General features: G+C 71.7%; 21 protein-coding genes. 10 read left to right on the top strand and 11 right to left on the bottom strand.

Annotated elements, in window-relative coordinates; genetic code table 11:
- Positions 1-1,668 carry a heparinase II/III family protein gene (locus F6W97_RS25580; protein ID WP_155372924.1) on the top strand — a complete coding sequence of 556 codons (1,668 nt, stop codon included), beginning with the start codon at positions 1-3 and terminating at the stop codon, positions 1,666-1,668.
- Here the strand turns inward: F6W97_RS25580 and F6W97_RS25575 are convergent.
- Positions 1,636-2,406, bottom strand: coding sequence for a phosphatase PAP2 family protein (locus F6W97_RS25575; protein WP_155372923.1), 771 nt, complete (start codon positions 2,404-2,406; stop codon positions 1,636-1,638). The two genes, F6W97_RS25580 and F6W97_RS25575, sit on opposite strands and share 33 nt — an antisense overlap.
- A gap of 120 nt (positions 2,407-2,526) precedes the next feature.
- On the opposite strand from F6W97_RS25575, the gene F6W97_RS25570 reads away from it, so the two are divergent.
- The gene (locus F6W97_RS25570) at positions 2,527-4,497 is read left to right on the top strand and encodes an FAD-dependent oxidoreductase (protein WP_155372922.1); all 1,971 of its coding nucleotides are present in this window, start codon (positions 2,527-2,529) and stop codon (positions 4,495-4,497) included.
- Between the two features lie 127 nt (positions 4,498-4,624).
- Positions 4,625-6,025, top strand: coding sequence for a carboxylesterase family protein (locus tag F6W97_RS25565; RefSeq protein ID WP_196279307.1), 1,401 nt, complete (start codon positions 4,625-4,627; stop codon positions 6,023-6,025).
- On the opposite strand, the gene F6W97_RS25560 is transcribed toward F6W97_RS25565, so the two are convergent.
- The 3 genes from F6W97_RS25560 to F6W97_RS25550 all read right to left on the bottom strand — a co-directional run bounded on the left by F6W97_RS25560 (position 6,022) and on the right by F6W97_RS25550 (position 10,427).
- On the bottom strand, positions 6,022-8,172 hold the full coding sequence (locus F6W97_RS25560; protein ID WP_155372920.1) for a CRISPR-associated endonuclease Cas3'': 2,151 nt from the start codon (positions 8,170-8,172) through the stop codon (positions 6,022-6,024). The genes F6W97_RS25565 and F6W97_RS25560 overlap by 4 nt on opposite strands.
- Positions 8,173-8,262: 90 nt before the next feature.
- A complete protein-coding gene (locus tag F6W97_RS25555; RefSeq protein ID WP_155372919.1) occupies positions 8,263-8,904 on the bottom strand; it encodes a M23 family metallopeptidase in 642 nt (213 codons plus the stop codon).
- Positions 8,905-9,032: 128 nt separating this feature from the next.
- Positions 9,033-10,427, bottom strand: a complete 1,395-nt coding sequence (locus F6W97_RS25550; RefSeq protein WP_155372918.1) for a cellulase family glycosylhydrolase — start codon at positions 10,425-10,427, stop codon at positions 9,033-9,035.
- A gap of 166 nt (positions 10,428-10,593) precedes the next feature.
- Here F6W97_RS25550 and F6W97_RS25545 point away from each other — a divergent pair, with 166 nt between their 5' ends.
- From F6W97_RS25545 to F6W97_RS25535, 3 genes are all read left to right on the top strand, one after another.
- Positions 10,594-10,980 (top strand): VOC family protein, encoded by a 387-nt coding sequence (locus tag F6W97_RS25545; RefSeq protein ID WP_155372917.1) that lies wholly within the window; start codon positions 10,594-10,596, stop codon positions 10,978-10,980.
- Positions 10,981-11,061: 81 nt separating this feature from the next.
- A complete protein-coding gene (locus F6W97_RS25540) occupies positions 11,062-11,481 on the top strand; it encodes a PadR family transcriptional regulator (protein WP_230686952.1) in 420 nt (139 codons plus the stop codon).
- Entirely contained in the window at positions 11,471-12,361 is an 891-nt protein-coding gene (locus F6W97_RS25535) for a permease prefix domain 1-containing protein (RefSeq protein ID WP_155372916.1), read from the top strand. Before F6W97_RS25540 ends, F6W97_RS25535 begins: the two co-directional genes overlap by 11 nt.
- 73 nt (positions 12,362-12,434) lie before the next feature.
- On the opposite strand, the gene F6W97_RS25530 is transcribed toward F6W97_RS25535, so the two are convergent.
- Both F6W97_RS25530 and F6W97_RS25525 read right to left on the bottom strand, forming a co-directional pair.
- Complete coding sequence (locus F6W97_RS25530; protein ID WP_155372915.1) at positions 12,435-12,866, bottom strand: glutaredoxin domain-containing protein; 432 nt, start codon at positions 12,864-12,866, stop codon at positions 12,435-12,437.
- A 164-nt stretch (positions 12,867-13,030) separates the two neighbouring features.
- A complete protein-coding gene (locus F6W97_RS25525) occupies positions 13,031-14,512 on the bottom strand; it encodes an MFS transporter (protein WP_230686951.1) in 1,482 nt (493 codons plus the stop codon).
- A 198-nt stretch (positions 14,513-14,710) separates the two neighbouring features.
- Here F6W97_RS25525 and F6W97_RS25520 point away from each other — a divergent pair, with 198 nt between their 5' ends.
- The 3 genes from F6W97_RS25520 to F6W97_RS25510 all read left to right on the top strand — a co-directional run bounded on the left by F6W97_RS25520 (position 14,711) and on the right by F6W97_RS25510 (position 17,085).
- Entirely contained in the window at positions 14,711-15,229 is a 519-nt protein-coding gene (locus F6W97_RS25520; protein WP_155372914.1) for a TetR-like C-terminal domain-containing protein, read from the top strand.
- A gap of 102 nt (positions 15,230-15,331) precedes the next feature.
- Positions 15,332-16,543, top strand: coding sequence for an FAD-dependent oxidoreductase (locus F6W97_RS25515; RefSeq protein WP_155372913.1), 1,212 nt, complete (start codon positions 15,332-15,334; stop codon positions 16,541-16,543).
- Between the two features lie 173 nt (positions 16,544-16,716).
- Positions 16,717-17,085 (top strand): VOC family protein, encoded by a 369-nt coding sequence (locus tag F6W97_RS25510; protein WP_155372912.1) that lies wholly within the window; start codon positions 16,717-16,719, stop codon positions 17,083-17,085.
- An 85-nt stretch (positions 17,086-17,170) separates the two neighbouring features.
- Here F6W97_RS25510 and F6W97_RS25505 read toward each other — a convergent pair whose 3' ends face one another.
- Positions 17,171-17,488, bottom strand: a complete 318-nt coding sequence (locus F6W97_RS25505) for a DUF427 domain-containing protein (protein ID WP_230686950.1) — start codon at positions 17,486-17,488, stop codon at positions 17,171-17,173.
- Between the two features lie 2 nt (positions 17,489-17,490).
- Complete coding sequence (locus F6W97_RS25500; protein WP_155372911.1) at positions 17,491-18,978, bottom strand: class I adenylate-forming enzyme family protein; 1,488 nt, start codon at positions 18,976-18,978, stop codon at positions 17,491-17,493.
- A 153-nt stretch (positions 18,979-19,131) separates the two neighbouring features.
- Between F6W97_RS25500 and F6W97_RS25495 the strand changes: the two genes are divergently transcribed.
- A complete protein-coding gene (locus F6W97_RS25495) occupies positions 19,132-19,530 on the top strand; it encodes a DUF3224 domain-containing protein (RefSeq protein ID WP_196279306.1) in 399 nt (132 codons plus the stop codon).
- A 10-nt stretch (positions 19,531-19,540) separates the two neighbouring features.
- Here F6W97_RS25495 and F6W97_RS25490 read toward each other — a convergent pair whose 3' ends face one another.
- From F6W97_RS25490 to F6W97_RS25480, 3 genes are read right to left on the bottom strand one after another with little or no spacing between them, the layout of a single operon-like run.
- On the bottom strand, positions 19,541-20,332 hold the full coding sequence (locus tag F6W97_RS25490; protein WP_155372909.1) for a thioesterase II family protein: 792 nt from the start codon (positions 20,330-20,332) through the stop codon (positions 19,541-19,543).
- 2 nt (positions 20,333-20,334) lie between these two features.
- Positions 20,335-21,603 (bottom strand): beta-ketoacyl synthase N-terminal-like domain-containing protein, encoded by a 1,269-nt coding sequence (locus F6W97_RS25485; RefSeq protein WP_155372908.1) that lies wholly within the window; start codon positions 21,601-21,603, stop codon positions 20,335-20,337.
- Positions 21,600-21,842, bottom strand: coding sequence for a phosphopantetheine-binding protein (locus F6W97_RS25480; protein ID WP_155372907.1), 243 nt, complete (start codon positions 21,840-21,842; stop codon positions 21,600-21,602). The genes F6W97_RS25485 and F6W97_RS25480 overlap by 4 nt, the downstream gene beginning before the upstream one ends.
- Between the last annotated feature and the right edge of the window lie 6 nt (positions 21,843-21,848).

The raw sequence follows: 21,848 nt of genomic DNA, 5'->3' as shown, positions 1-21,848 counted from the left end.
ATGCCCGACGTCGCGTTCCCCCGCCCGGCGGGCGAGCTGGCCTCGCTGCTGCGCGACATCCGTGCCGCAGCCGCCGACGACGCCATGCCGGAGCTCACCTACACCGCGTACCGGGACTACTTCGACACCGGCAACCGCATCCGGTACGAGCGGCGCTACTTCGGCCGCCGCGCCCGGCTCGCCGCCCGCGCCGCCCAAGCGCTGCTCGACCCGGACACCGACCTCGGGCCGCTGTCGGACACGCTGTGGTCGGTCTGCGACGAGCACACCTGGGCGCTGCCCGCGCACGTGCGCCACAGCGCCGACCAGGACCGCGGGCCTGAGCAGTGCCTGGACCTGTTCGCCGCCGAGACCGCGCACACCCTCGCCGAGACCGTCGCCGGGCTGGGCGACCGGCTCGACCGGCGCGTCGCCGACCGGGTCCGCGCCGAGGTGGACCGCCGCGTGTTCGTGCCGTACACCGACGCCCGGCCGCTGAACTGGGAGGGCTACGCCAACAACTGGGAGGCGGTGTGCGCGGGCGCGGCCGGCATGGCGGCCCTGGCGCTGCTGCGCGACTCCCCCGCCGACGCCTCCCGGCTGGCCGCGATGCTGGACCGCAGCCGCCGGGCCATGGACCGCTACCTGTCCGGGTTCGGCGACGACGGCGGCTGCGCGGAGGGCGTGGACTACTGGGTCTACGGCTTCGGCTACTTCGTCTACTTCGCCGAGGCGCTGCGCGAGCACACCGGCGAGGACCTGCTCGACCGCCCGAAGGTAGCCCAGATCGCGGCGTTCCCGCACCGGGTGGCGCTGGGCGGGGGCGCGTACGCCCCGTTCTCGGACGCCTCGGAGCGGCCGTGGCTGCCCGCGGGGCTGCTCACCCGCCTGGCCGAGCGGTTCGGGACCCCGCCCGCGCAGGTCGTGCCGTCGTTGCACGACGACCACTGCTACCGGTGGGGGCACCTGTCGCGCACCCTGGCCTGGTTCCGGCCCGCCGCGCCGGCCGCGCTCGCCGAGACGACGAGCCACCTGCCGGATCTGGCCTGGGTGGTCCACCGGGGCCGGTTCGCGTTCGCCGCCAAGGGCGGCCACAACGACGAGCCGCACAACCACAACGACCTCGGCCACTTCGTACTGCACACCCGTGGTGAGAGCGTGCTGGACGACCTCGGCGCGGGCGAGTACACCGCTGGCTACTTCGGACCCGGCCGCTACGAGTACCTGCACCCGTCGGCGCGCGGCCACTCCGTACCCGTGATCGACGGCCAGGTCCAGCTGCCGGGTGCGGACCGGGCGGCGAAGGTCCTGGACTACCGCGACGACGGCGACACGGTCCACTTCGATCTCGACCTGACCTCGGCGTACCAGGTCGCCGGGCTGAGGTCGCTGGTCCGGCGCTTCCGCTGGCGGCCGGACGGGCGGCTCGAACTGACCGACGAGATCGACGCCGAGCGGGAGCTGACCGTCGAAGAGGTCTTCGTCAGCCGCCGGGAGCCGACGCTGACCACCGGGTCGGTGGGCTGGGGCGGCCTGGTCACCCTCTCGCACAGCTGCCCGCAGGCGTCGGTCGAGCAAGTGGTCGCCTCCGATCACCAGGCGCGGCCCGACCGGGTATACCGGCTGAGCTGCACCACCGTGGCTCCGGCCGGGCGATCAAGTCACCGGTTCGTGTTCGAGGTCAGCTGAGCGCGGCTGCCGCTGCTCCGTCGTCGGCCTGCGGCGAGCCGTCCACCTGGTGAGCTGGATCGCGATGGCGACGACGGCCGTTCCGGCCACGATGTCCAGGACGTAGTGGTGACCGGTCGCGAGCACGACGAACGCGGTCGCCAGGGGAAACAGCCAGCACAGCACCGCGGCGCGGGGCCTGTTCCGGCGCAGCGCCGACCACACGGCGTACGCGCACCAGGTCGTCCAGGCGATGTGCATGCTCGGCATCGCCGCGAGCAGGTTCACGCCCGGGCGGGGGACGCGGGAGGCGGCGCTGTAGAGGATGTCGTGGTTCGCCATGTAGTCGACGATGCCGTTCAGGGCGAACCGTGGTGGCGCCTCGGGGTAGAGCCACACGAGGGGCAGGTCGAGCAGCGTCGTCACCACGAGGACGGTGCGCAGCTGCCGGTAGCGCCCCGGCCGGGCGACGTACAGCCAGATCAGGATGATCGGCACCGCGATGAGGCAGAGCCGGTAGAAGTAGCCCGTGAGGTGGATCACGGCAGGATGGGCCTGCATCGTGTGGTTGAGCGGGTACTCGACCGCGATGTGCAGGGCCTGTTCCAGGCGTTGGACCAGCCGGGCGTTGCCCGTCGCCGCCGGTTCGCCGCGATCCACCGCGGCTCGCGCCAGCCCGAACAGGAGATATCCCGCGACGAGCAGCGGCGCCTCGAAGTACCACCTGGGACGCTCTCGCTGCACACGGGACGGATTCATGGCCGGTGATGCTACGCCGCGCCTCGGGCACCCCGGTACGGGACGGGCAGCGGCAGGTGTGGTTGTTCTGCCCCTTTTCTGCCTCTATCGCGGCGGGCCCACCTACCCGACAATCTCCGTATGTCTGAGCAAAACGGGCAACACCTCCCGATCGGTCCGCCAGGGCCCGGCACCGGCCCGACCCGCGTGCTGGTGATCGGGGCCGGGATCGCCGGACTGGCGGCGGCGCAGGCGCTGCGCGGGCTCGGCCATCCCGTCACGGTCCTGGAAGCCCGCGACCGCGTCGGCGGCCGCATCTGGACCGACGCCGACGGCGTCGACCTGGGCGCGCACTGGATCCACGGCACCGACGGCAACCCGATCACCGAGCTGGTCGAACGGCTGGAGATCCCCTACAGCTACGTGGGCGGCGACAGCTCCTACACCGGCGGCTTCGACAACCTCGACCTGTTCGGCGCAGATCGGCGGCTCACCAGCCAGGCCGCGAAGAACCGCACCCTGGAACTCGCCGACAGCGTGCTGCACGAACTCGAACAGCGCGCCGAGCAGGCCCGCAGGCACGGACACCCGGACGTGTCGGTCGCCGATGCCGTCGGGCAGATCCTCGCCGCCCGCGCCTTCGCCCCCGAGGACGAGCACGCCGTGCGCTACCACTTGAACGTGGTGCTGCGCGAGGACGTCGCCGAGGACGCCGGGCGGCTGTCGCTGAAATTCTGGGAGGACGGCTACCTGGTGTACGGGCACGGCGACAGCGTCCTGCACCGCGGCTACCAGTCGGTCGTGGACGCCCTCGCCGACGGCCTGGACATCCGGCTGAACCACGTCGTGACGCGGATCGAGACCGGCGACGGACCCGTGCGGGTGGTCACCGACCAGGGCGCCTACGAAGCCGACCGGGTGCTGGTCACCCTGCCGCTCGGGGTCCTCAAGTCCGGGGCCGTGGCCTTCGACCCGCCGCTGCCCGAACACAAGCAGTCGGCGATCGAGCGACTCGGCTTCGGCACCCTTAACAAGATCGCCCTGCATTTCCCGGAGCCGTTCTGGCCGCTGGAGCAGTACGCCTTCGGCTACCTGTGCCGCGACACCGACCGCTACCCGACGGTCGTGATCAGCATGTGGAAGTCGCACGGCAGGCCGATCCTGGTGATGCTGCTGGGCGGCTCGCTCGGCCGCGAGCTGGAGACCTGGTCCGACGAGCAGGTCGCCGACTACAGCGCCACCGTCGTGCAGGACCTGTTCGGCCCCGACGTGCCCGCCCCCGAGCACATCTCCCGCACCGGCTGGACCGCCAACCCGTACGCCCGCGGCTCCTACACCTGCATCGGCGTCGACGCCTCGGGCAAGGACATCGGCGTGCTCGCCGAACCGGTCGGCGGGCGCATGTTCTTCGCGGGCGAGGCCACCAACGGCCACCACTGGGGCTGCGTGCACAGCGCCTACGAGTCGGGGCTGCGCGAGGCCGCCCGGATCAGCGGCGACACCTCCCTCTACACCGCGCCGAGCGCCGAGACCCCGCGCCGCCAGCGCCGCGACATCGACCGCATGAAGCGTTTCGCGCGGATGCGGATGAGCCACATCGACGACCGCGACCTGCGCGAGCGGGTGGCGTGCCTGCGCGAGGGCGTCGACCCGTACGGGGTGCGCCTGTTCGCACCGCTGGTGGAGGCCGAGCTGGAGACCCTGGCCTCGATGTTCGACGAACTGTCCTTCGCCCCGGGCGAGGCCGTGTGCCGCGAGGACGACTCCGCCCACGGCATCTACCTGATCGCCGCCGGGCAGGTCGAGGTCGACTTCGGCGGTGTCTACGAGCGCGCGACGATGACCCGTGGCGCTCTGCTGGGCGCGCACGACCTGTTCTTCAGCGCCCGCACCGCCACCGTCACCGCGGTCGGCGACGTGGAGCTCTACTACCTCGACCACTACCGGTACAAGACGTTCCTGTACGCGTTCCCCGACGTCATGATGCTGATGATCTCGGATCTGGTCACCCGCTGGGAGCAGCTGGAGAACGCGCTGGGCGCGGCGGCGCTGCCCGGCGCGCAGCTGCTGCCCGGGCAGCAGCGTGACGGCGAGGCGATCACCGCGGGCTGACCCGACGGGCACCCCGCCGAGGTGCATCCACCGGTGTCTCCGGAATATCGTGAGGTCGTCGCGTCATGCGCGGACTCGCCCCGTCCGGCCGTCGACGCAGACCGCCGAACGAAAGGCCAGATCGCCCGTGCCACCCCAGTCCCCCGCTCCCGGTGGTGAAACGACCGCAGCCGACCCGGCCGCGCCGGAGGTGCTGGTCACCGTCCGCGGCGGCACGCTGCGCGGGCGGCGAGAGGACGGGCTGACGGTGTTGCGCGGCGTGCGGTACGCCACCGCGGCGCGGTTCTGCCCGGCGGTGCCCGAACCGGCCTGGCCGGGCGTGCGTGACGCGGTCGAGCACGGCGGGGTCAGCCCGCAGCCGCAGGCCCGGCCCGGTTCGGCGGGCGGGCGGCCCGAGATCGGCGTGCAGTCCGAGGACTGCCTGAACCTGACGATCGTCACCCCGGCGGCCGACGGGGCGCAGCGGCCGGTCATCGTCTGGCTGCACGGCGGCTCGTACCGTTCCGGCGCCGGGTCCTGGGACCGCTACCGGACCGACCGGCTCGCCCGCGAGGGCGACGTCGTCGTGGTCAGCGTCAACTCCCGGCTCGGGGCGCTGGGCTACCTGGCCGCGCCCGGCGTCTCCCCCGGCAATCTGGGCCTGCTGGATCAGATCGAGGCCCTGCGCTGGGTCCGCGACAACGCCGCCGACCTCGGCGGCGACCCCGGCAACGTGACGCTGGTCGGGCAGTCGTCCGGCGCCCACTCGATCGCCTGCCTGCTCGGCGTGGCGCGGGCACGGCCGCTGTTCCGCCGGGTCGTGCTGCAGAGCCCGCCGCTCGGACTGGGGCTGGGCGGTGCCGCCGACACCGGGCGGTTGGGCGAACGCTTCCTCGCCCGGCTCGGTGGCGATCCGCTGGCGGCTTCGCTGGAGCAGGTGCTCGCGGCGCAGCAGGCGGCCGAACGGGACGTGTCCGGACGCGGGTTCACCCCGGCGTACGGGCCGGTGGCCGGCGCGGATCCGCTGCCCGACGCGGCCGGCTGGCTGGCCGCGTGCCGGGCGGGCGCCCAGGACCTCGAGGTGGTGCTCGGCACCACCCGGCGCGAGATGGCGTACTTCCTGGCCGGCGGCCCGATCTCCCGGCGGGTGCCGTTGGTCGGGCGCGTCGTCGAGAACGGGGTCATCGGCATGGTGACCTGGACGGCTTTCACCCGGCCGACGCGGCGGTTCGCCAGGCTGCTGGCCGGGGCCGGGGCCCGGGTCTTCGCGTACGGCATCGACGGCCCGCCTTCGGCGTCGCCGTACCGGGCCGGGCACTGCAGCGACCTGCCGTGGCTGTTCGGCGACGAGGCCGCGTGGGCGCAGACACCGATGCTGACCGGTCAGACCTGGCAGGACGTGACCGAGCACGGCAGCGGGCTGCGTTCGGCGTGGCTGTCGTTCGCCGCCGACGGCGCGGCCGCGTTGACCGCGCAGGGCTGGACGCCGTACGCGGGCAGGCGCACGACCGTCCGGCGGTTCGGCCCCCGTCGGCGGGACGCGCCCTAGGCCGGTCCACCGCGCTGGATCTCGTCCTGCCCGCCCGGCCCTGGAGGCTGGGAATCGTCACCGACGCCCTGGCCGGGTTCGCCGTCACCCGGTGGGACCGGGCCGTCGTGGCGGGCGCTGGACCGCCAGTCGGCGACGCGGACCAGGGTCTCGAGGTAGGCGAGCCGGAAGGGACCGAGGCCGTCGCGGAGGGTCTTGGCCCGTTCGGTCCACGGGCCGGTCGTGAAGATGTCGGTCTGCAGGGAGCGGGCGGGGAAGCGCTCGCCGGTGGACAGTTCGATCGGCGGGGTGCGGTCGCCGTCGCGCACGCCCATGAGCAAGGGCGCCTCCTCCCCCGCCGGGCGCACGGTGATCCGCACCTTGCCGTGGTGTGCCGCGACCAGGTAGTTGATCAGCGGCTGTCCGTCCGGCAGGATCAGCGCGCTGACCAGCTCGTGCCTGAAGTGCGGCCGGCGGGAGCGGCCCGTGTTGTAGGGGGCTGCGGACTTGGCCAGCAGGCCGTCCGGGAAGTCGCCGCCGCCTGCGCGCAGCATCTCCTGGAAGACCTCGTGGCATTTGCCGAGGTCGTGGTAACGGGCCGCGCGGGCCACGGCCTCCCGCTGCTCGGCGGGCAGGCCCGGCAGGGCGTCGAGGAGCAGGCGCGCCTCCTCCTCGGTCTCCATGAGGTGCTGGTCGAGGCTGACCCACCTGGTGCAGGCGAAGGTCTGCGTGCCGGGAGGCGGGGCCAGGGCCGTCACCGGGGTGCGGCTTTCCGGGGCCCAGCCTTCGTCCGGCAGGTAGCCGCCGTGTTCGGCCTGCAGCAACACGGTCGCGCCGGGCTGGAAGTCCCCGGCCGCCGCGGGCCGCCAGTGGCCGTCCCACCGGTCCCGCACCCAGGCGTGGTCGCGCTGCCGCAGGTCGGCGAGCGGGACCTGGCAGAGCTCGTCGCGGCCGGGGCCGGGTTGCTCGTCGGAGGGTTCGCCGTCGCGCCAGGCGACCATCATCGTGAGGTCGGCGGCGTCGCAGATCCAGCGGCTGACGTCCGGGTCGGGCTCGGCGGTGTCGAACAGCTCCAGCAGGTCGCGCAGGCGCAGGACCGGACGGTGCGGGGTGTCCGGGCGGACCGGCGGCCTGTCGGGTGCGAGCAGCCAGCGTGCCGCGTCAGGATCTCCGCCGCTCGGCGGCTCGCACCAGAGCAGGTCCCCGCCTTCGGGGTGCTCGCCGTAGCGGTTGCAGCGCCCTGCCCGCTGCACGATCGCGCTCACGGGGGCGAGCTCCGTCAGGAGCGTGCGGCTGGAGACGTCGATCCCGGCCTCCAGCGCCTGCGCCGAGACGACGATACGGTCGTGCCCGGTCTCGCCGAGCTCCGAAAGCAGACGCCGGCGGTCCGCGGCCCGGAACCGCGGGTGGATCAGCAGGACGTCCCGTCCCGTGTCGCGCAGCGCCGTGTACAGCGCCCGCGCCCGCTCCACCGTGTTGAGCACGGCGATGGTCTGGGTGCCGGGGACATGCGCGGCCGTCAGCGCGTCGACGAGCCCGTCGAGGTAGTGCGCGGGGTCGACGTCCAGCCGGGTGATCCGCCGGACCGAGGCGAGAGACGCATCCGACGACATCCACATCGTACTGGTCGGCGAGGGCGTGCCGACCTCGTCGCGCAGCCGCTGGAGCTCGACGGTCACCGGCAGCGCGGGGCCGAGCAGGTCCATCTCGTCGAAGACCCACTGGGTGTCGGTGTGCAGCAGCGCGTACGAGACGGGGGCCAGCTCGGTCGCGTCGCCGAATCCGCGCATCAGGGCGCGGCTCAGCACCAGGTCATGGGTGCCCACGAGAATCGCCGTGCGCTCGGGATGACGCCGCCATCGGCCGTCGGTGATCTGGTGCAGGCCGACCTCGTCGGCGTAGCCGAGCCTGCCCAGCCACTGCCCGATCCGATCGTGCAGCTGATCGGGCAGGCTGTGCTGCGGCAGCACGTACACCAGCCTGCGCGGCGTGCTCTCCGGCGCGGCGACCAGCCGCCGGTAGAGCCAGGGCAGCACGCCCGCGACGCTCTTACCCGCCCCCGTCGGTGCGCTGAGCCGTTCGGGCAGCCCGTCGGCGGCCAGCAGCGCCTGGTACGGGTGGGGAGCGTGACCTGTCGCGGTGCGCATGAAACCCTCGAACCCGTCCACGATCCGCACCCTACCGTTCGGGATCGGCGGCTTCCGGGAGTGAATGCCTGCCCGCGAAGCGGTCGATGAGCAACGGTCCCGGCCGGTCGGCTACCGCTTCCTGCCGACGCAGTTGTTGCTGGTACGCAGGACGGTGTACTCCTTGTCGTCGTGCGTGATGCCGGAGGCCGCGCCGTCGAAGAAGCTCTCCACGGTCTCCAGGCCGCGGCGCTGCTCGTAGTGCAGGTGCGCCGCTCCCGAGTCGCCGGTGCTGCCGACCTTGCCGATCTGCTGGCCCTGCTCGACGCGCTGGCCCTGCTCGACCATCGGCGGTTCGAGCAGGTGCATGTACACCGTCGTCCACCGGCCGCCGTGATCGATCTTGACCCAGTAGCCGCCGCCGCTACCTCGCGGGCCCTGCGGGTTCTGCGGCGTCCGCCCGCCCAGCTCGCCGTTGATCCCGGCCTCGACGACCGTCCCGCCGTAGGACGCGAGCACGGGATGCCCCCAGGACTGCCCGGACATCGGGAACATGTCGACGTCGTCCGCCCCGTGGCCGGGATAGGTGCCCAGCTGCCACTTCTCGCCGCACGCGGCGGGCAGCTGGAACAGGGGGCGGGGTCCGGCCGGCCAGAGCCACAGTGCGGCGGCGGCCACGACGGCGACGGCCGCGAGGATGCCGAGCGTGCGCAGTACGCGGGTACGGCGGCTGCGGCCGCGAAGGCGCTTGCTGCTGCGGTAGACGGTCGGCACGGACCGAGCATGGCAGGTAGTGGCAAGGCCTGGTCCGGGCGGCCGTGGCGACGGCGGGCAAGCCTGCGTGGTACGCCGCCTCGTGCGGTCGAGGGCCGGACGGTGACCGCCCGGCCCTCGACCGGCGATCAGCTCGCGGTGCAGGACACCGCGGGAACGGCGTTCGTGCCGTTCCACGAGCCGAGGAACCCGAAGTTGGTGCTCGCCCCGGCGGACAGGCTGCCGTTGTAGCTGACGTTGCGGGCGGTCACCGCCGATCCGCTGCTGGTCACCGTGGCGCTCCAGGCCTGGGTGACGGTCTGGCCGTTGGCGTACGTCCAGGTCACGGTCCAGCTGGTGATCGCCGCGCTGCCCGCGGTCACCTTCACGTCGGCCTGGAAGCCGCCGGGCCATTGGCCCGTGATCGCGTACACGGCGGTGCAGCCGCGCCCGCCCGGCGACGGCGACGCGCTGGGCGACGGCGAGGAGCTCGGCCGCGGGGACGCGCTCGGCGAGGTGCTGGGCGACGCCGACGGGCGCGGCGACGCGGAGGCACTCGGTGAGGGCGTGCCACCGAAGATCGTGGCCTCCTTGGCGGTGGCCTTGATGCCGTTGGCGCCGTTGAACAGCCGCAGACCCCAGGTGGTGAGCTGGGTGGGGTCGAAGTTGACCGTCATGTCCAGGTACGGGTCGTTGTTGCCGGCCCAGGACCAGCCGAGGTAGCCCAGGCCGCGGGCGTTGGCCTCGGCGATCAGGGTCTGGTCGTCGACGTTGTTCGGCGACTGCTGCCAGCCGAACTCACCGATGACCAGCGGCCAGCCGTTGTTCTGGAACCGGTCGAGGTAGTCGCGGATCGCCGTGGCGGTGTTGAACACGTCGTACATGTGGATCGACAGCACGGTGTTGCGGGACGTGTCGGCGTTCAGCACCGTCTGGGCGTTGTCGCGCATGACGTACTGCCAGTCCTGGCCCCAGTTCGGCGCGTCGACCATGAGCAGGTGCTGGAACCCGTTGGTGCGCATCTTCTGGATGGCCGCGACGGTGGCCGCGGTCCACTGTCCGGCGTTGGTGTTGCCGATCGGCTCGTTGCCGATGTTGATGACGACGTAGTTCTCCTGGCCGACCAGCGCGCTCTTCTGGCTGATCCAGTAGTTGACGGCCTCGTCGAGGGTGGCGGCCGCGCCGTCCTCGCCGTACCCGGTGGTGTCGTGCACCTCCAGGACACAGATCAGCCGGTTCTGCTTGCACAGGGAGATGACGTTGGCGACGTCGTTGGACGGGCCCCAGCGCTTGCCGCTGCCCAGCACCACCCGGACGGTGTTGGCGCCGGCGGCCTTGATGTTGGCGAACGAGCTGGTCTGGCCGGTGAACCAGACGTGCTCGTGGTTGACCCCGCGCATGATGAAGTTCTGGCCGTTGGCCTCGACGATGTTGCGGCCGCTGATGTGCAGGCCGACGGCCGCCTCAGCGGGGCTGACGGCGACGAGGATGGACGCGGCGGTGGCCAGCACGGCGACACCGACGGATGTGAGCAGTCTTTTCATGACCTACCTCTGGAGGAGGCCCCAAGGACAGGGGCGGATCGCGTCATGCCCGCAGGCACGTGTGCCTGATCGCTGATCGCTGCCCTGACTCATCCGCGCGTCGGTCAGCGTATGCGCATTCGTCGGTACGTGCAACTAATGTGGCGTATCGCGGGATGATCGGTTCATGGATGTGCTCAGCAGCCGGATCCTGCTCCGGCCGTCGGACCCGGCGGCGTCGCGTCGCTTCTACCGGGAGGTGCTCGGGCTGGCGGTGTACCGCGAGTTCGGGCCGCCCGACGATCCCGGCCTGGTCTTCTTCCTCGGCCAGGGCCTGCTCGAGGTGTCCGGCCGCGCCGACGGCGGACCCGCCGGCCCGATCCGCATCTGGTTGCAGGTCCGTGACCTGCGGGCCGAGCATGAGCGCCTGGCGGCGCTGGGCGTGACGATCGCCCGCGAGCCGCGGCGTGAGCCGTGGGGCCTGGACGAGATGTGGATCGAGGATCCGGACGGCGTGGCCATCGTGCTCGTCGAGATCCCGGACGACCACCCGCTGCGGCGGGACCTGCGGTGATGTGACGCCAGGGACCGACCGTCCGGCGACCCCGGGACGACCCTTGCCAACTCAAGTACTTTATCTGTTACAGTACTCGACGTGCCCGAGATATCTGACAGCGATACCTTTCTGGCGAGCGACGCCTTCGCCGCCGACCTCCTGCGTGGGCATACCGACACGATCGTGTTGGCGGTCCTGAGCCGGGGCGAGAGCTACGGCTTCGAGATCTTCAAAACGATCCGGGATGCCACCGGCGGCGCCTACGAGATCAAGGAGGCGACGCTCTACGCGAGCTACCGCCGCCTGCTCAAGGACGGCCTCGTCGAGGCCTACTGGGGCGACGAGACCCAGGGCGGCCGCCGCAAGTACTACCGCATCACCGATGCCGGACGTGCCGTGTACGACGACAACGTGGGCGCCTGGGAGATCACCCGGGGCCTCATCGACACCCTGCTCAAGCTCGGCAAACCTGCCCGCACGGGCACCACGCGACCCAAAGGCGGCAGCAATGACCGATGACAGCCTGGCGATCCACCGCCTCCTCGACGAGGCGTTCGCCGGAATCGAGATGACCCCGGAGGCCCGCGATCTCAAGGAGGAGATGCGCGCCAACCTCGTCGCCCGGATGGCCGAACTCGAACAGTCCGGCGTCAGCAGCGCCGTCTCCGCGCAGCGCGCGATGGCCGAGCTGGGTGACATCCGCTCGATCGTGGCCGACGCCGCCGCGGCGCCGTCCACGGCCGCATGGCTCGACCAGCGGGTCCGGCCACGGCCCGGCTACGTCGTACGGACGCTGCTGCTGTCACTGCTGGCGGCGGCCGCACTGGGCGTGCTCGTGTGGTCCGTGTTCGACACGGCGGCGCTGGACTGGCAGCCGGTCGCCATCGCGGTGCTGGCGGTCGCCGGCGGCGTCATCGTGACCGACGCGCTGCGGCAGGAGACGACATCCAGCTATCCCCTGCCGACCGGTCGTGCGATCGGCTACGGCGTGGCCACGACAGTGGGCCTGGCCGGAGCCGGGTGCGTGGCCGCCGCCAGTCCCGAGTGGCCGGTGGGGCTGCTGGTCGCCGCCGGTGTCCTGCTGATCGCCTCTGCCGTCGCCTTCACCTACCTGGGCGTGACCCAAACCAACCGCCACAAGCCGTGGATGGTCCGGTTGCAGCGCGAGCACCAGGAGATGGGTGACGTGTTCGCGGGCGACCCGGCCGCCGCCGCCCGGTTCGGCATCTACACCGTGGTCGTGTGGACCGTCTCCTCCGCCGCCTTCCTCCTGCTCAGCTTCACCATAGGCTGGACCTGGTCGTGGTTGACCTTCCTCGTCGGCTTCGCCGTCTGGATGGTTTTGCTCGCCCGGATGCAGTTCCTCCCCCCGAAGGGCTCCGATCCCCACAAGTCCTGACACGGCGCCGAACTCCGGCCGGGTGCACCAGCACTCGGCCGGTTCACTCTTCAGGTGCTCAGCGGGCTTCGCATCATCCGATCAGCTGCCGGCGCAGCCAGCCCGGGTCCGGATTGACGTGCGGCTGCCCGGCGACCACGACGGTCGGCACCGTCTCATCGCCGCCGGTCACGGCCCGCACCGCCGCCGCGCCGTCCGGGTCGCGCCAGATGTCGACCCAGTGGGCACGACTCGCAGCGCTGCCCAGGCGGACCCGCAGGCGCAGGCAGAACTGGCAACCGGGCCGCCAGTAGACGATCGGCCTGCCGTCGGCCGCGCTGCGTCGCCGCGCCTCGGCCGCACTGATCGACCGGGGGAAGATCAGTGGCGACAGCGCCACGCCGAGCAGGACGAAGACCAGTCCCAGGGCCACTCCGGCACCGCCCGACCCGGTGCTCACCTGCTTCAGCGCCATCGCGAGCCCGATGAGCAGGAACAGGATCGGGAGCATCCATCTGCGGGCCATGCGGCCACGGTAGCCGCGGCGGACCAGCGCGGTCCCCGCGCCTGCCGCAGCGGCCCCACTCGACGTCCGTCCCGGCTCCGGCCGGTCCTCCTCGTCGACCGCGTCGTCGCGGCCGCACACCGGCCCGGTGGGCTGGTGTGCGGCCGCGCGGTCGCCCTGCCCGACTACACGGGCTGGGCGGCCTCCGCCTCGTGGACCTCGGCCGGAGCGGCCGGGGCTCCCGCCGCCGGGGGAACGGCGGGACGGACGACCAGGACGGCTATCAGGAAAGCCACCGCGGCGAAGATCGCGGCGACGAGGAAGGCGGTCGGGGTGCCCTCGGTCAGCACCGCGATCGGGTCGCCGGACACGTCACGGACGGCGAACCCGTATGCGGTGACCAGGATCGACAGGCCGAGCGAGCCGCCGACCTGCTGCATGGCGTTGAGGACGCCGGAGGCGGCGCCCGCCTCGTGCTGCTCCACACCGGACACGCCGATCATCGTCAGCGGCACGAACAGCAGGCCGGTGCCGATGCCGAACAGCAGCAGCGGGCCGAGGATGGCCTGCAGGTAGGTGCTGTCGGCCGAGATCGTCGACAGCCAGCCGAGGGCGACCGTGTTCAGCGCCAGGCCCGCCACCAGGGGCGTCTTCTGCCCGATCTTGGGCAGCAGCTTCGAGGTCATGCCGACGACCACGACGATGGAGATGCTGACCGGCAGGAACGCCAGACCTGCCTGCAGCGGGCCGTAGTTCAGCACGTTCTGCATGAACATCGTCAGGAAGAAGAACAGGCCCATCAGCGCGCCGGTCAGCGCCAGCGCGATGACGTAGATCGCGGCCCGGTTGCGGTCGGCGAACATGCGCAGCGGCGTGATCGGCTGTTCGATGATCCGCTCGATGATGACGAACAGGATCAGCATGACCACCGCCACCACGAACGAGGTGACGGCCACCGAGTCGCCCCAGCCGCCGGACGCGACCCGGGTGAAGCCGTAGACCAGCGCGACCATGCCCACTGTGGACGTGATGGCGCCGAGGATGTCGAACCGGCCGCGCTGGCGCTCCGTCTCGGCGATGCACAGCGGCGCCAGCAGCGCCAGCCCGATGGCCAGCGGCACGTTGACGAACATGACCCACCGCCACGAGAGCCACTCGGTGAGCACGCCGCCCAGCAGCAGGCCGATGGCGCCACCCGCGCCGGACACGGCCGCGAACACGCCGAAGGCACGATTGATCTCACGCTCACCCTGGAAGCTGGTGGCGATGAGCGACAGCGCGGCCGGCGCGACGATCGCGGCGCCGACGCCCTGCAGCGAGCGCGCCACGAGCAGCCACTCCGAGGACGAGGCCAGCCCGCCGATCAGCGAGCCGATGCCGAAAACCACCAAACCGGTGACGAAAACCCGACGCCGGCCCAGGATGTCGCCGGCCCGGCCGGCCAGCAGCAGCAGGCCACCGAACGAGAGCGTATAGGCGTTGACCACCCAGGACAGCTCTGCCGTCGAGAATCCCAGCGACCGCTGCACGCTCGGCAAGGCAACGTTGACGATTGTGGCGTCGAGAACCACCATGAGCTGTGCCAACGCGATGACGGTCAGCGCCAGCCCGCTGCGGCGCGGGCGGCTTGGGGAGGTTGGTGCAGCAGATACCGAACTGGTCATCATGCATCCTTGTCAGGGGATTGAGTCCGTATAGTGCACTGTTCGGCCACGACTGTAGGTGTTCTGAGTAGTGAACGCAAGTGTTCACTATCGTGTTGAGGAAGGAGAATTGTGGACGACGGCGGTCAAGACAAGCAGCCGGCGCCGACGGCGGTGCGGCGTCGCCGAGGGGACGCACTGGAGTCGGCCATCTTCCAGGCCGTGATCGACCAGTTACGGGCAGTCGGATACGCGGGGCTCACCATGGAGCGCGTCGCCGCTGCCGCCCAGACCGGCAAGGCGGCGCTGTACCGGCGCTGGTCGGACAAGGCCGACCTGGTCGTGGAGACCATCGACCACATGCTGCCGGCCGCGGAGGACCTGCCGGACCTCGGCAACGTGCGCGACGACATGGTCGAGCTGATGCGCGCCAAGGCGGCGGTGCTCAACTCGCCGGTGGGGCGTGCCGTGCAGAGCCTGCTCGCCGAGATCGACCGTGACCAGCCGCTGGTCAAGTTGGTCGACGAGCGCGTGTTCAAGCCGCGCCGCAACATGTTCCAGCTGGTCTTCGACCGGGCGGTGGGACGCGGCGAGGTGCACCCGGCGCACCTGAGCCCGCTGGTCGCCGAGGTCGGACCCGCCATGCTCATGTACCGCTTCCTGGGTGATTCCAGCCCGGTGCCCGACCAGTTCCTCGTGTCCGTCGTGGACGGTGTGCTGATCCCGTTGATCCGTCGGTAGATCGCTCAATTGTGTGCGGCGCCCTCCGCCGCCGCTGCGTACGGTGCTGATGACCCGGCGCGCGGACGCGCCTGTCCGGCGCGGCGCAGCGAGGTGGAGACGATGGATTACGACGTGATCGTCGTGGGCGCGCGGTGCGCGGGTTCGCCCACCGCGATGTTGTTCGCCAGGCTCGGCTACCGGGTGCTGCTGCTCGAACGCTCGGCCTTTCCCTCTGACAAGATCTCCACGCTCTACATCCAGCAACCGGGTGTGGCGCGGCTGAAGCGGTGGGGTGTGCTCGACGCGGTCGTGGCGACCGGCTGCCCCGAGCTCGACCACGTGGTCTACGAACTGGACGAGGTGCGCGTCGAGGGCTGCGCGGCGGCCGTCGACGGTGTCTCGTCGGCCTACGCCCCGCGGCGGCACCTGCTCGACCAGATCCTGGCCGAGGCGGCCGTGGCGGCGGGCGCGGAGCTGCAGGAACGATGCGCGGTCACCGGCCTGCTCCGCGGCGGAGACCGGGTGACGGGCGTGCGCTACACCCTGCCGTCGGGCAAGGAGGCGACGGCGCGGGCGTGGCTGGTCGTCGGCGCCGACGGCATGCGCTCCACCGTCGCCACGCTGGTCGACGCCCCGAAAACCGTCGAGCATCCGCGTCTGACCTGCGCCTACTACACGTTCTGGCACGGCCTGAAGACCTACTTCGAGCTGTACGAGGGCGACGAGGGCTGGGTCTCCGCGGTGCCCACCAATGACGCGGTGCTGGTCTCGGCGTATTTCACGCAGGACCGCTTCGACGAGGTCCGCGGCGACGCCCAGGGGGCCTACCTGCGCAGCGTCGAGGTCAACGCGCCGGCGCTGTTCGCGCAGATGCGCGCGGGCGAGCAGGTGGAGCGGCTGCGCGGCACGGGCGACCAGCAGAACTTCTTCCGCCAGGCGGCGGGACCGGGCTGGGCGCTGGTCGGCGACGCGGGCCACCACAAGGACTCCATCACCGCGCGCGGCATCGGCGACGCGTTCCTGCAGGCGGATCTGCTGACCGGCCACGTCGGCGACCGGCTGGGCGACGAGGAGCACCTGGCGCAGGCGCTGGCGTCCTATGCCGAGGAGCGGGACCGGCTGCTGACCGACAGCTACCGCGCGACCCTGCTGGTCGCGCAGGCCGACGCCCGACCGCAGCGCAAGGCGCTGCTGCGCGCGGTGAGCACGAGCCCGGATCTGACGCAGCGCTATTTCGACACGGTGGCGGGGGTGCGCCCGGTCTCCGAGCTGTACACCCCGGAGCTGCGGGCGCTGCTGAGCCCGGCGGCCGAGTCGACGCCGTCGCGCTGACGCAGCCGTGCGCAGGTCGTGCGTGGACCTGCGCACGCTGCCGAAACGCTTGATATACACCATTATGTGATACCCGTACGATTTGAGATCATCCGGGTGTTTTAGGATGCTTGTTGGGTATGGACTGAACAGTCCGGCTTTTCAGCAGGCTTCGATCTGGAGGAACCGACCGCATGCCTACGACCAAGCTCCACGCAGTGACATTGGACTGCGCCGACCCGGCACAGCTGGCCGAGTTCTACCAGCACCTCACCGGCCTGAAGATCTCCTACAGCTCCGACAGCTTCGCCGGCCTGGAGGCCGACGGCGGGCCGGCCATCGGTTTCCAGAAGGTGGCGGACTACCAGGCCCCGCAGTGGCCCGGCCAGGACGTGCCGCAGCAGTTCCACCTGGACTTCGCCGTGGACAACCTGGACGAGACCGAGGCACTCGTGCTCGAGCACGGCGCCAAGAAGGCACCGGAGCAGCCGGGCGGCGAGCGCTGGACCGTCTACCTGGACCCGGCGGGCCACCCGTTCTGCCTGTTCCCCGCCAAGAGCTGAGCCACGGCGCGGACCGACCGCGCGACGACGTACGGGCTCGGCTGCGCGGTATGACCGCGCAGCCGAGCCCGTACGTCTGCGGAAGTCATGCGGATTGTTCGGCGGGCAGCACGCGGACCTCGACGTCCTTCCAGAACGCGACCCGCTCGCGGACCGACTCCGCCGCCGCCGACGGGTCCGGGTAGAACCAGACCGCGTCCTCGGTGCGGGCCTCGCCGAGTTCCAGGTGGTAGTACGACGCGGTGCCCTTCCAGGGGCACACCGTGTGCGTGGCCGAGGGACGCAGCACGTCCTCGCGCAGGCAGCCGCGCGGGAAGTAGTGATTGCCCTCCACCACCACGGTGTCGTCGGACTCGGCTATGACCTGGCCCTGCCAAACGGCCTGCACCCTGTTACCCCGCACGGTCAGTTCTCCTCCTGCTCGATCAGCTGCTTGCGCAGCTCGTTCTTGAGCACCTTGCCGGTGACCCCGCGCGGCAGGCTGTCCACCACGAAGACATGTGAGGGCACCTGCTCCGGGCGCAGCCGCTCGGCCAGGAACGACGACACCCGCGGCAGCGCCTCGCCGTCGCTGAGCACCACCGCCGCCGCGATCGTCTGGCCCCGGTCGGCGTCCCCCCAGGGCAGGACCGCCGCCTGGGTGACCGCCGGGTGCTCGTAGAGCGCGGACTCGATCTCGACCGAGGACAGCCTGCGCCCGCCCACGTGCAGCACGTCGCTGCCGCGGTCGAAGAGGTAAAGGTATCCCTCGGCGTCGGTGTGGCCGAAGTCGCCGGTGCGGATCCAGCCGTCCACGTTGGTCTGCTTGGCCCGCTCGGTGTCCAGGTAGAGGCGCCGGGGGGCTTCCGAGCGCAGCCAGATCTCCCCCACCTCGCCGACCGGGACCGGCTCGCCGTGCTCGTCGGCGACCCGCAGCTGGGTGCCGGGCGCGGGGCGGCCCAGTGTCGCGGGCCGGGCCGGGTCGAAGGTGTTGACGATGACGGCGGGCACCGCCTCGGACTGCGCGTACGCGGTGTTGAGCTGCGCGCCGGGGAAGACCTTCAGCAGCGCCAGCGACACCGTCGGCGGCATGGGCGCCGAGGCGATCCCGATGCGCTCGACGCAGCCGACGTCGAAGTGCTCGTCGAGCCGTGCCGCGATCATCTGCATCGCGATCCAGGGGGTGAGCATGATGGAGCCGATCCGGTAGCGGTCGATCAGCTCACCCATCCGCACGACGTCGTCGAGGCGGCACACGACGACCTCCGCCGTCGCGGTCAGGGCCACGATCGCGACGGTGGTCGCGCTCGACGTGGTGCCCAGCGGCATGGGCGCGAGCAGCGGCGTCGGGTTGGTGAACTGCTGCAGACCTGCGGGCCCGCGCCCGAACGTGAGGGTGCCGTGCGGATTCGTGAAGCCCTTCGCGGGCCCGGTGGTGCCGGAGGTGTAGAGGATGTCGGCGATGTCGTGCAGCCCGATCTCCACCGAGACCGGTGTCTCGTCGCCGCTGTCGATCTCGGCGACGGTCACCGACCAGCCGCCGAAGCCTTCGGGTGTGGCCTGGTCGCCGCCGCGGATCAGCCGCCGCGAGTCGCACTCGTCGAGCCGCCGGCGGATCTCCTGGGCGGGCATGCCGTCGTTGAGGTGGACCGCGGTGGCTCCGGCGCTGAGCACCGCCAGGTAGGCCACCGCGTAGTCGATCCAGTCCATGCCACCGAAGAGCAGGCCGACCCGTTCGCCTCGGCCGACACCGTTCGCCAGCAAGGTGTGCACGGTGCGGGTGACGCGCCGCTGCCATTGTCCGTAGGTGATCGTATCCTGGCCATCGACGTTGATCGCCACCCGATCCGGGTATCCGTCCGCGCGGAAGCGGAGCAGATCGGTGACGATGGGCTGGGACGTGGTCTCACTCATGCGCGCTCCTCGACGACACGGAAGTTACACGGTATAAACCCGCTATCGACACAACCGCTCACTATTGAGCGTCATGGCCCTGAACATCCTCTTAGACTCCGACGTTGACACCTGGCCGCTGCGGGCCCGCTGCGGCCTGAAAGGAGACACGCAGTGAGCAAGGTAGCCGTCGCCCTGTGGGACCAGGACGCCTGGGACGAGCACAACTACTTCGAGCCGGCCGAAGGGCACCCGCTGATCCGGGCAGACGTCAAGCGGACCCTGCACGGTGACATCGAGGGCACCAGCGAGGCCATCCTGCTCTGCTGCCGCCCCGACGCGAAGTCCGCCGGCTACGTCGCCAACGAGCACGTCGCGGCCACCATCGCGGGCCGCCGCGGCACGTTCGTCCTGCAGCACGTGGCGGCCATGGGCGGCGAGACGCCGCACCGGCTCGGGTTCATCGTGCCCAACTCCGGCACCGGCGAGCTGGCCGGCCTGCGCGGCAGCTGCACCTTCGGGCACGACGAGCAGGGCAGGAACACGCTGCGGCTCGACTACGACCTCGACTAACAGGTCCGGTTCAGCCGCGCGGCGGCGGGCTGGGCACCAGCTCGCCGCCGGCCGCGGAGCCGCTGCGGACCCCCAGGTCGTCGCAGATCGCGCGCAGCAGCGCCGCCGGGTCGGTCTTGAGGTAGAAGTGGTCGCCGGGGAACACCCGGCTGCGGAACCCGCCGGTGGTGACCTGCGACCACGCCAGGATCTCCGGCAGGTCGGCCTCAGGGTCGGCGTCGCCGACGGAGGCCGAGATCGGGCAGGTCAGCCGGGGGCCGGGCAGCGGAACGTAGGTGTCGTTGAGCTCGAAGTCGCCGCGCAGCCCCGGCAGGAAGATCTTCAGCAGGTCACGCTGGGCCAGCACCTCGGCGGGCGTGCCGTTCATGGCGGCGACCGCCGTCAGGAACTCGTCGTCGCTCAGGTCGGCGTAGGACGGCCGGCGGGCGGGCAGGTGCGGTGCGCGCCGCGCTGACACGAACAGCCGGACCGGGGCCGGGGCGCCTTCGAGCTGGCAGCGGCGCGCCAGCTCGTAGGCGACGACGGCGCCCATGCTGTGCCCGAACAGCGCGAAGGGCCGGTCCAGGTGCGGCCGCAGCTGCTCGAACAGCGGCCCGACCAGCTGCTCCATGCGTACGTAGGGCAGCTCGTGGATGCGGCTCTCCCGGCCGGGCAGCACGATCGAACACGCCTCCACCTCGGATCCGAGCAGGTCACGCCAGGGCCGGAACATCACCCCGCCGCCGCCGGCGTGCGGCACGCAGAACAGCCTGACCCGCGCCGAGTCCAGGCTGGGCTCGGGCACCACCCATGCGCCGCGCATGCTCACGCCACCTCCCCCGCGAAGACCACAGCCGAGTGCAGCCCGCCGAACCCGAAACCGTTGGACAGTGCCAGGCCGATGCGGGCCGGTTCGGCCTGCCGGCCGGCGAACCGCAACTCGCCGGTCAGCGGCATGCCCAGGTGCGGGTTCGGGTGCACGAAGCCGTGCGTCATCTGCACGACCGTGGCGACCGCCTCGACCGCGCCGGCCCCGCACAGGCAGTGCCCGGTGAGCGCCTTGGTGGCGTTGACCCACGCGCCGCTGTCGCGGCCCAGCACCCGCCGCAGCGCGGCGGCCTCGACCTCGTCACCCAGGCGCGACGCCGTGCCGTGCGTGTTGACGTAGTCGAGCTGCTCCGGCCGTGCGCCGGCACGCGCGAGTGCGGTGGACATCACCGCCACCTCGACCTCCTCGCTCGGGTCGGCCAGGCTGTTGGCCGACAGGGCCATCGCCTCGCCGGCCACCCGGGCCAGCGGGCGCACCCCGCGGGCGCGGGCCGACGGCTCCGCCTCCAGCAGCAGCGCCGCGGTGCCCTCCCCGGCGACGAAGCCGCGCCGGGTCGTGTCGAACGGGCGGCACAGCACGTCGTCGTCGGGTGCGGCAGCGGGGTCGGCCATCGCGCCCAGCGCCAGGTAACTCTGCCGGTCCACCGGTGACAGCTCGGTCATCGCCCCGACGACCAGGCAGGCGCGCGCCGCCCCGCTGCGGACCATGCGGGCGCCGTGGATGACGGCGAGGTTGCCGCTGGCCGCCGCGCCGCCGACGGTGTACCCCTCCCCCGTGATCGCCAGGATCTCGCTGAGCACCCCGACGTGGTCGGTGTCCTGCACGTGCAGGGCGAACCTGCCGGGCACCGCGACGGGGTCGCCGCGGAAACGTTCGGCCATCCGGTACGCCGCCGCGCCGGTGACGTTGTTGCCGCCCACCACGACCCCGACCTGGCTACCGGGCAGGTCCGCGGCAGGCAGGCCGGCACCGGTCCACGCCTGCAGCGCCGCGGCCACGGCCGCCTGGACGGCGGGCAGCGAGCGCCCGGCCTTGCGCAGCGCCCGCCTGCTCAGCTCCTGCGGCAGGCCGGGCACGGCGCCGACCGCATGGGCGAAGTCGAATCCGGCCAGGGGCGCGCTGACCTGGCCGTCCTGGCGGCGGATGCCGGTGCGGCCCGCGCGCAGCGACGCGGCGAACGGCTCGACGCCGACGCCGATCGAGCACGCCACGCCGATGCCGGTCACCACGACCGGGACGCCCGCGCCGTTGGCGGCCGCGCTCACGCCGTGTGCCGGGCGAGCAGCCGTACCAGCGAGCGGATGTCGCCGGCCTCCTGGAACTCCATGACCGGCACGTGGATGCCCATGTCCGACATGGTCATCGTGACGACCTCGGCCCGGTCGATGCTGTTGCAGCCCAGGTCGGTCAGCGTCGCGTCCATGGTGATCTCGTCGGCGTCCAGTTCCGGGATCACGGTGCTGAGGTTGCCGCGCACCATCGCGAAGATGTCGTTCTGTTCCATGTCCGG

This window comes from Catellatospora vulcania (genome assembly GCF_009720385.1).
GTDB lineage: Bacteria > Actinomycetota > Actinomycetes > Mycobacteriales > Micromonosporaceae > Catellatospora > Catellatospora vulcania.
This window is presented reverse-complemented; position numbering and strand designations above follow the sequence as displayed.

What these genes read in the sequence shown, in the direction of transcription:
- F6W97_RS25580 (WP_155372924.1), top strand. Translation starts at nt 1, where the DNA reads ATGCCCGACGTCGCGTTCCCCCGCCCGGCGGGCGAGCTGGCCTCGCTG.
- F6W97_RS25575 (WP_155372923.1), bottom strand. Translation starts at nt 2,406, where the DNA reads ATGAATCCGTCCCGTGTGCAGCGAGAGCGTCCCAGGTGGTACTTCGAG.
- F6W97_RS25570 (WP_155372922.1), top strand. Translation starts at nt 2,527, where the DNA reads ATGTCTGAGCAAAACGGGCAACACCTCCCGATCGGTCCGCCAGGGCCC.
- F6W97_RS25550 (WP_155372918.1), bottom strand. Translation starts at nt 10,427, where the DNA reads ATGAAAAGACTGCTCACATCCGTCGGTGTCGCCGTGCTGGCCACCGCC.
- F6W97_RS25545 (WP_155372917.1), top strand. Translation starts at nt 10,594, where the DNA reads ATGGATGTGCTCAGCAGCCGGATCCTGCTCCGGCCGTCGGACCCGGCG.
- F6W97_RS25535 (WP_155372916.1), top strand. Translation starts at nt 11,471, where the DNA reads ATGACCGATGACAGCCTGGCGATCCACCGCCTCCTCGACGAGGCGTTC.
- F6W97_RS25530 (WP_155372915.1), bottom strand. Translation starts at nt 12,866, where the DNA reads ATGGCCCGCAGATGGATGCTCCCGATCCTGTTCCTGCTCATCGGGCTC.
- F6W97_RS25525 (WP_230686951.1), bottom strand. Translation starts at nt 14,512, where the DNA reads ATGATGACCAGTTCGGTATCTGCTGCACCAACCTCCCCAAGCCGCCCG.
- F6W97_RS25515 (WP_155372913.1), top strand. Translation starts at nt 15,332, where the DNA reads ATGGATTACGACGTGATCGTCGTGGGCGCGCGGTGCGCGGGTTCGCCC.
- F6W97_RS25510 (WP_155372912.1), top strand. Translation starts at nt 16,717, where the DNA reads ATGCCTACGACCAAGCTCCACGCAGTGACATTGGACTGCGCCGACCCG.
- F6W97_RS25500 (WP_155372911.1), bottom strand. Translation starts at nt 18,978, where the DNA reads ATGAGTGAGACCACGTCCCAGCCCATCGTCACCGATCTGCTCCGCTTC.
- F6W97_RS25490 (WP_155372909.1), bottom strand. Translation starts at nt 20,332, where the DNA reads ATGCGCGGCGCATGGGTGGTGCCCGAGCCCAGCCTGGACTCGGCGCGG.
- F6W97_RS25480 (WP_155372907.1), bottom strand. Translation starts at nt 21,842, where the DNA reads ATGGAACAGAACGACATCTTCGCGATGGTGCGCGGCAACCTCAGCACC.